We start from the raw sequence: 7,094 nt of genomic DNA on the forward strand, positions 1-7,094 counted from the left end.
CCCAGAAGGAAACGCAGACCACATGGGTACGTCAGCCGTCCAGTCCCGCACGATCGCCTTCATCGGCCTCGGCATCATGGGCTCCCCCATGGCCGCCAACCTCGTCCGGGCCGGGCACACCGTCGTCGGACACAACCGGAGCCGCCCGGCGGTGGACCGCCTGGTCGAGGCGGGAGGCCAGGGGGCGGACAGCATCGCGGCCGCCGTCGCCGACGCGGACGTCGTCATCACGATGCTCCCCGCGGATCCTCAGGTCACCGAGGTCGTCCTCGGGGAGAACGGCGTCCTGGCCCACGCCCGTCCGGGCACCCTCCTCATCGACATGAGCAGCGTGAGCCCGCAGACCGCCGTCGCGGTCGCCGAGGCGGGCGGGGACAAGGGGGTCCGCGTCCTGGACGCCCCGGTGTCCGGTGGTGAGGCCGGTGCCGTCGAGGGCGTCCTGTCCATCATGGTCGGCGGTGACGCGGCCGACTTCGACGAGGCCGAGCCGATCTTCGGCGCCCTCGGTACGACCATCGTCCACGTCGGCCCGCACGGCGCCGGCCAGACCGTCAAGGCCGCCAACCAGCTCATCGTCGCGGTCAACATCCAGGCGCTGGCCGAGGCGGTCGTCTTCCTGGAGAAGGCGGGCGCCGACCTGCCCTCCGCACTGGAGGTCCTCGGCGGCGGACTGGCCGGTTCCACCGTCCTGGCCCGCAAGAAGGACGGCATGCTGAACCGGGACTTCAAGCCGGGCTTCCGCATCGACCTGCACCACAAGGACATGGGCATCGTCACCGACGCGGCCCGAGCCACCGGTGCCGTCCTCCCTCTCGGCTCCCTCACCGCCCAGCTGATGGCCTCCGCGCGCGCCAACGGCGACGGCTCGCTCGACCACTCCGCCCTGCTGCGGGGCGTGGAACGCCTCTCGGGCCGAACCGCGGAGTAGCCGAACCGTGGAGTAACCGGGGCGGGGCTACTCCCACACGACGACGTTGCGCCGCACCGGCACCGTCGAGGAGTCGGTGGCGAACAGCTCGGGCGAGTGGGCCCTGATGCGTTCGATGTCGCTGAAGACGGCCCGCAGGTGTGTACGCATCGCCGTACGCGCCAGCGACACGTCCCCGCCCGCCACCGCGTCGAAGATCTCCCGGTGCTGGTCGGCGAACACGGCGGGCGACGCGTTCTCGTAGAGGCCCAGGCGGCGGGCACGGTCCAGGTGGCCCTTGGCTGCGGCGACGGTCGTCCAGGCGTTCCCGTGTCCGCTCAGCCGCATCAGGCCCTGGTGGAACGCCTCGTCCAGGTCGAAGAACTCCTCGAGCCCGAGGCCCTCCCGCTGCTGACGCTCGAGGTTGTCGCGCAGTTCCTTGAGGACCGCGGGGTCCAGGTCCGGGGGCAGGTCGTCCAGCGCGGCCAGCTCGACCGCCTCCCGAAGGAACTGCGCGTCGGCGACCTGGGCCGGGTCCACCCGTGAGACGAACGAGCCGATCTGCGGGAAGACCTGCACGAGGCCCTCCTGGGCCAGGAGGATCAGGCTCTCCCGCACCGGCGTACGGCTGACGCCCAGCGACGCCGCGAGCTCGTTCTCCGACAGCGCGGCACCCGGCGGGAGTTGAAGAGTCAGCACCATCTGACGCAACGTCACATAGATCTCGCGCCGACTGGTCCGTTGCCGTTTCGGTTGGGCCATAAGCCCATCGTATCGCCGGGATCATGACCGTCCCGCGCACGGCCGCAGGACCCCGCAACTGCGGGACGGCTTCGGCACAGGCATTGCCAGCACTCCGCGACAGGTGCTTGTATACAAGTACTGTCCGACAGTCGCTGCCGTTAGGAGAGCTCATCAGTGAGCAGGATCGAGCGCGTCGAGGTGTTCGTCGCCTCCCCCGGGCGCACGTTCGTCACACTGCGCATCACCACCACGGACGGAGTGACCGGCCTCGGTGACGCCACGCTCAACGGCCGCGAACTGGCCGTGGCGAGCTACCTGCGGGACCACCTCGTCCCGCTGCTGATCGGCAGGGATCCGGCGCGGATCGAGGACATCTGGCAGTACCTCTACCGCGGTGCGTACTGGCGGCGCGGGCCGGTCACCATGACCGCCATCGCCGCCGTCGACACCGCCCTGTGGGACATCAAGGGCAAGACCGCGGGCCTGCCCGTCTACCAGCTCCTCGGCGGGCGGTCCCGGGAGGGCGTGCTCGTCTACTCGCACGCCAGCGGCACCGACGTACCGTCCCTGCTCGACGACGTCGAGCGCTACCTGGAGCTGGGCTACAAGGCGGTACGGGCGCAGGCGGCCGTACCCGAGGTCGGCGGCACGTACGGCGTCCGCAAGGGCAAGCTGTACGAACCGGCGGCGACCGACCTGCCCGACGAACAGCCCTGGGACACCGAGGCCTACCTCGGCTTCGCGCCGACGTACCTGGAGGCCGTACGTGAGCGCTTCGGCTTCGGCTTCCACCTCCTGCACGACATCCACCACCGGCTCACCCCGATCGAGGCGGCCCGCTTCGGCAAGAGCGTCGAGGGCTGCCGGCTGTTCTGGATGGAGGACCCGACCCCGGCCGAGAACCAGGAGGCGTTCCGGCTCATCCGGCAGCACACCACGACACCGATCGCCGTCGGCGAGGTCCTCAACACCATCTGGGACGTCCAGCACCTGATAACCGAGCAGCTCATCGACTACGTGCGCACCACCGTCGTCCACGCGGGCGGCATCACGCATCTGCGCCGGATCTTCGACCTCGCCGCGCTGTACCAGGTCCGGACCGGTTCGCACGGCGCCACCGACCTCTCCCCCGTCAGCATGGCCGCCGCCGTGCACCTCGACATCGCCGTGCCGAACTTCGGCATCCAGGAGCACATGGGCCACCCGGACGAGGCCGCCGAGGTGTTCCGGACGGGTGTCACCTTCGCCGACGGGATGCTGCATCCCTCCGACGAGCCCGGCCTCGGAGTGGAGTACGACGAGAAGGCGGCCGAACGCTTCCCGTACCAGCGGCGCTATCTGCCGGTCGCGCGGCGCCTCGACGGCTCGGTGCACGACTGGTGAGCGCCGTGACGCCCCTGAACCGGCAGGCGCTGCGGGGACTCGCGCCCGGCTCGCGTCCCGTAGTCGATCCCGCCGAACTCCGCCCCCGTGTCGTCCACTTCGGCATCGGCGCCTTCCACCGGGCGCACCAGGCCGTCTACACGGAGAACGCTGCCGCCCGGTCGGGCGAGCCCTGGGGCATCGCCGCGGTCGCGCCCCGCTCGGCGGCGACCGTGGACGCCCTGCGCGCGCAGGACTGCCTGTACTCGGTGACGGAACGCCACCCCGAGGGCGGCGCCCCACGGGTCGTCGGGTCGCTCACCGGCGCCTACGCCCTGGGGCGGGACACCGCGGCCGTCGACGCCCTGCTCGCCGACCCGGAGACCACCGTGGTGACGCTCACCATCACGGAGAAGGGCTACCACCGGTCGGCCCGGACCGGCGGCCTGGACACGGTGGTTCCCGCCCTGGAGACCACGGTGGTCGGACGGCTGGCCGCCGGGCTGGCCGCGCGGATGCGCTCCGGCGCGGCCCCGATCAGTGTCGTGTCCTGCGACAACATGGCGGACAACGGCGCCGTACTGGGCCGGGTCGTGCGTGACGTCGTCCGCGCGTCGGGATGGCCGGACCGCGAGCGGGTGCTGGAGCTGATGGACCGGTGCGTGGCGTTCCCCGACACGGTCGTGGACCGGATCGTCCCCGCCACCACCGCCGCCGACGTGACGGCGACGGCCACCGCGCTGGGCGTCGACGACGCGCTGCCCGTGAGCGGGGAGCCGTACCGGCAGTGGGTCCTGGAGGACCGCTTCGCCGCCCCGCGCCCTCCGTGGGAGCTCGACGGCGCCCTCCTCGTCCCCGATGTCGCGCCCTACCAGCTCACCAAGCTGCGGCTGCTCAACGGCTCGCACTCGGCACTCGCCTTCCTCGGCCTCGCCGCGGGCTGCGCCACCATCGCCGACACCATGGCCTGTGACTGGGGCGAGCGGCTGGTGCGGGCGCTGTGCGCCGAGGTCGCGCCCACCCTGCCCGCCGGCGGTCCGGATCCGGTCCGGTACGCCGACGACCTCGTCGCCCGCTTCGGCAACACGGCCATGCGGCACCTGCTGCGGCAGATCGCGTCGGACGGATCGCTGAAGATCACCGAGCGCTGGCTGCCGGCGCTGCGGTCGCTGCGCGAGAGCGGGGTGTCCACCCCGGTGCTCGAACTCGCCCTCGCGGGCTGGGCACACACCACCAGGCCCGATGCTCAGGGCCACGGCGTCACCGATCCCGCGCGGGAGGCACTCGCCGCGTGCTGGCGTACCGGCGCGGCGCCGCCGGACAGTGTCCGCGCGCTCCTGACGACCGTCGGCGCACCCGACCTCGCGGACGACACCGCTCTCACCGCCGCCGTGGCCCGGCATCTCCCCGCTCTGCAGGCCGGCCACGTCGACATCTGACGCGGGTCGGCAGCACCAGCAGTCCGACCGGCGTCCTGCCGCACCGTCCCCACCGCACGAACAACGGAGTTCACGATGAAGGACAGCACCACCACGGCGGAGCCATCCACCGCCGTACGACGCACCACCAGTGATCTCACCAAGGCCGCCGTGTCCGGCTGGCTGGGTACGGCCATGGAGTTCATGGACTTCCAGCTGTACTCGCTGGCGGCGGCGATCGTCTTCAACAAGATCTTCTTCCCTGACGTCAGTCCGGCGATCGGTCTCATCGCCGCGATGGCCACGTACGGTGTCGGCTACGTCGCCCGGCTCGCCGGCGCGGTGTACTTCGGCCGGATGGGAGACCGGCTCGGCCGCAAGAAGGTCCTGACGATCACCATCCTGCTGATGGGCGCCTCGACCACCCTCATCGGTGTCCTGCCCACCTACGCGTCGATCGGCATCATGGCGCCGGTCCTGCTCGTCGTGCTCCGGCTCGCCCAGGGCTTCGGGGCCGGCGCGGAGATCGCCGGTGCCACCGTGATGCTCGCCGAGTACGCCCCCTCCAAGCGGCGCGGCCTGATCTCCTCGCTGGTGTCGCTGGGCACCAACTCGGGGACGCTCGCCGCCTCGGGGGTGTGGGCGATCCTGCTCGCCGTGCTCAGCGAGGAGCAACTGCTGTCCTGGGGGTGGCGCCTGCCCTTCCTGATGAGCTTCGTCCTGCTGCTGTTCGCCGTGTGGCTGCGCCGCAACCTCAAGGAGAGCCCGGTGTTCGAGGAGCGCCCCGACGTCGTGGACGGCGTGGCGATGACGCGGCGCGAGGTCGAGTCGGCGCTCTCCGAGGACGGCCGGGCCGACACCGGCCTGCTGGAGGCCGGCATGAAGCAGCGCAAGGGCAAGGCGTTCTTCCTCGCACTGGCCCTGCGCTTCGGCCAGGCCGGCAACTCCGGACTGGTCCAGACGTTCCTCGTCGGCTACATCGCCACCAACCTCTCGGCCGGACGCTCCGTCCCCACGGACGCCATCGTGTACGGATCGCTCCTCGGCTTCCTCACCGTGCCTGCCGTGGGCATGCTGGGCGACCGGTTCGGACGGCGCACGATGTACGTGACGCTCACCGTGCTCACCGTCGCCCTCGCCTTCCCGGTGATGTTGCTGATCACGTCCGACAGCACCCCCGCTCTGATGCTGGGCATGGTGCTGGGCCTGAACGTCGGCGTCCTCGGCCTGTTCGCGCTGGAGAGCGTGACCATGGCCGAACTCTTCGGCGCGCGCACCCGGTTCACCCAGCTCGCGCTGGCCAAGGAGATCGGCGGTGTCCTCGCCACCGCCATCGGCCCGGTCCTCGCGGCGAGCCTGACCGCCGCCACCGGCAGCTGGTGGCCCATCGCGGCGATGCTCGTCGTCTACTCCCTGATCACCCTCGCCGGTGCGCTCCTCTCGCCCGAGACGCGCGGCCGTGACCTGGTGCGGTTGGAGGACGCCGTCTGAGCCACGGGAGTCATACGAGTCACCGCAAGTCCCGGAAGTCCCGGAAGTCCCGGAAGTCTTCGAGTCACAGGAGTCATATGAAAGCCGTCGTCGTACACGGCGCGGGCGACGTCAGGATCGACGAGCGGCCCCGGCCGGAGCCGGCACGGGACGAGGTGCTGCTCGCCATGGAGTGGGGCGGCATCTGCGGATCCGACATCTCGTACTGGAAGAAGGGCGCCTCCGGCACCGCGGCACTCGCCCACCCCCTGGTCCTCGGCCACGAGGTCGCCGGCCGGATCGCAGCCCTGGGGGCGGAGGTCACCGGGCTGTCGGAGGGGCAGCCGGTGACGGTCCACCCGGCCCGTCCCGAGGGCGGCGACCTCCTGCCGGAGCGGCTCGCCGGACGCACCAATCTGCACCCCCGAGTCCGCTACTTCGGCTCGGCGGCCCTCACCCCGCACACCGACGGCGGGTTCAGCGAATTCAGGACCGTACCCGCGGGGCAGGTCCGCCCGCTTCCCGACGGCGTGGACACCGAGGCGGGCGCGCTGGCCGAACCCCTGGCGGTCGCTCTGCACGCCGTCGGCCGGGTGCGCGATCTGCGGGGGCGGACCGTCCTGGTCAACGGCGCGGGACCGATCGGCTCCCTGGTCGTCGCCGCCGCCAAGTACCGCGGAGCGCGTACGGTGATCGCCGCCGATCTCTCCACGTCGTCGCTCTCCGTGGCACGGCGCATGGGCGCGGACGCGGTGGTCTCCGTCTCTGGCGGCGAAGAGCTGCCGCAGGACGTCGACGTCGTCTTCGAGGCGTCCGGGGCGCCTGCCGCCCTGGGACCGGTGCTGCGGGCCACCGCACGCGGCGGCACCCTCGTCCAGGTCGGCAACCTGCCCGGGACGGCCGAGCCCTCCGTCCTGGGCGACCTGGTCACCCGCGAGATCACCTGGATCGGTTCGTACCGCTTCGTGGACGAGATCGATGACGCCCTCGTCGCCCTGCGCGACGGTCTGGATGTCTCCCCGGTCATCAGCCACCGCTTCCCGCTGGACCAGGCCGAGCTGGCCCTCGCGGTCGCCGCCGACCCGAGCAGCTCCAGCAGCAAGGTGATGCTGCGCCTGGCGACGGCCACACCTGCCTGACGACGGCCGGCACCTGTCTGACGACGGTCAGGAGACGAGCCCGGAGCAGTCGCC

General features: G+C 71.6%; 6 protein-coding genes. 5 read left to right on the plus strand and 1 reads right to left on the minus strand.

Going from position 1 to position 7,094, the window contains the following annotated elements; all coding sequences use genetic code 11:
• The first annotated feature begins 22 nt into the window (after positions 1 to 22).
• Positions 23 to 928, plus strand: a complete 906-nt coding sequence (locus FNH08_RS40185; RefSeq protein WP_152776461.1) for a 2-hydroxy-3-oxopropionate reductase — start codon at positions 23 to 25, stop codon at positions 926 to 928.
• Positions 929 to 955: 27 nt separating this feature from the next.
• Here the strand turns inward: FNH08_RS40185 and FNH08_RS40190 are convergent, their stop codons facing one another.
• A complete protein-coding gene (locus FNH08_RS40190; RefSeq protein WP_152776462.1) occupies positions 956 to 1,669 on the minus strand; it encodes a GntR family transcriptional regulator in 714 nt (237 codons plus the stop codon).
• Positions 1,670 to 1,825: 156 nt separating this feature from the next.
• On the opposite strand from FNH08_RS40190, the gene manD reads away from it, so the two are divergent.
• The 4 genes from manD (at position 1,826) to FNH08_RS40210 (ending at position 7,040) form a co-directional block, all read left to right on the plus strand.
• Positions 1,826 to 3,034: a D-mannonate dehydratase ManD gene (manD, locus tag FNH08_RS40195; protein ID WP_322726241.1), complete on the plus strand. Its 1,209-nt coding sequence runs from the start codon at positions 1,826 to 1,828 to the stop codon at positions 3,032 to 3,034.
• A gap of 5 nt (positions 3,035 to 3,039) precedes the next feature.
• Entirely contained in the window at positions 3,040 to 4,452 is a 1,413-nt protein-coding gene (locus tag FNH08_RS40200; RefSeq protein ID WP_322726242.1) for a mannitol dehydrogenase family protein, read from the plus strand.
• 75 nt (positions 4,453 to 4,527) lie between these two features.
• Complete coding sequence (locus tag FNH08_RS40205; protein ID WP_152776464.1) at positions 4,528 to 5,922, plus strand: MFS transporter; 1,395 nt, start codon at positions 4,528 to 4,530, stop codon at positions 5,920 to 5,922.
• Positions 5,923 to 5,999: 77 nt separating this feature from the next.
• Positions 6,000 to 7,040 (plus strand): L-idonate 5-dehydrogenase, encoded by a 1,041-nt coding sequence (locus tag FNH08_RS40210; protein ID WP_152776465.1) that lies wholly within the window; start codon positions 6,000 to 6,002, stop codon positions 7,038 to 7,040.
• The last annotated feature ends 54 nt before the right edge of the window (positions 7,041 to 7,094 follow it).

This window comes from Streptomyces spongiae (assembly GCF_009377185.1).
GTDB classification, from domain to species: Bacteria; Actinomycetota; Actinomycetes; order Streptomycetales; family Streptomycetaceae; genus Streptomyces; species Streptomyces spongiae.

What these genes read in the sequence shown, in the direction of transcription:
- FNH08_RS40205 (WP_152776464.1), top strand. Translation starts at nt 4,528, where the DNA reads ATGAAGGACAGCACCACCACGGCGGAGCCATCCACCGCCGTACGACGC.
- FNH08_RS40185 (WP_152776461.1), top strand. Translation starts at nt 23, where the DNA reads ATGGGTACGTCAGCCGTCCAGTCCCGCACGATCGCCTTCATCGGCCTC.
- FNH08_RS40210 (WP_152776465.1), top strand. Translation starts at nt 6,000, where the DNA reads ATGAAAGCCGTCGTCGTACACGGCGCGGGCGACGTCAGGATCGACGAG.
- FNH08_RS40190 (WP_152776462.1), bottom strand. Translation starts at nt 1,669, where the DNA reads ATGGCCCAACCGAAACGGCAACGGACCAGTCGGCGCGAGATCTATGTG.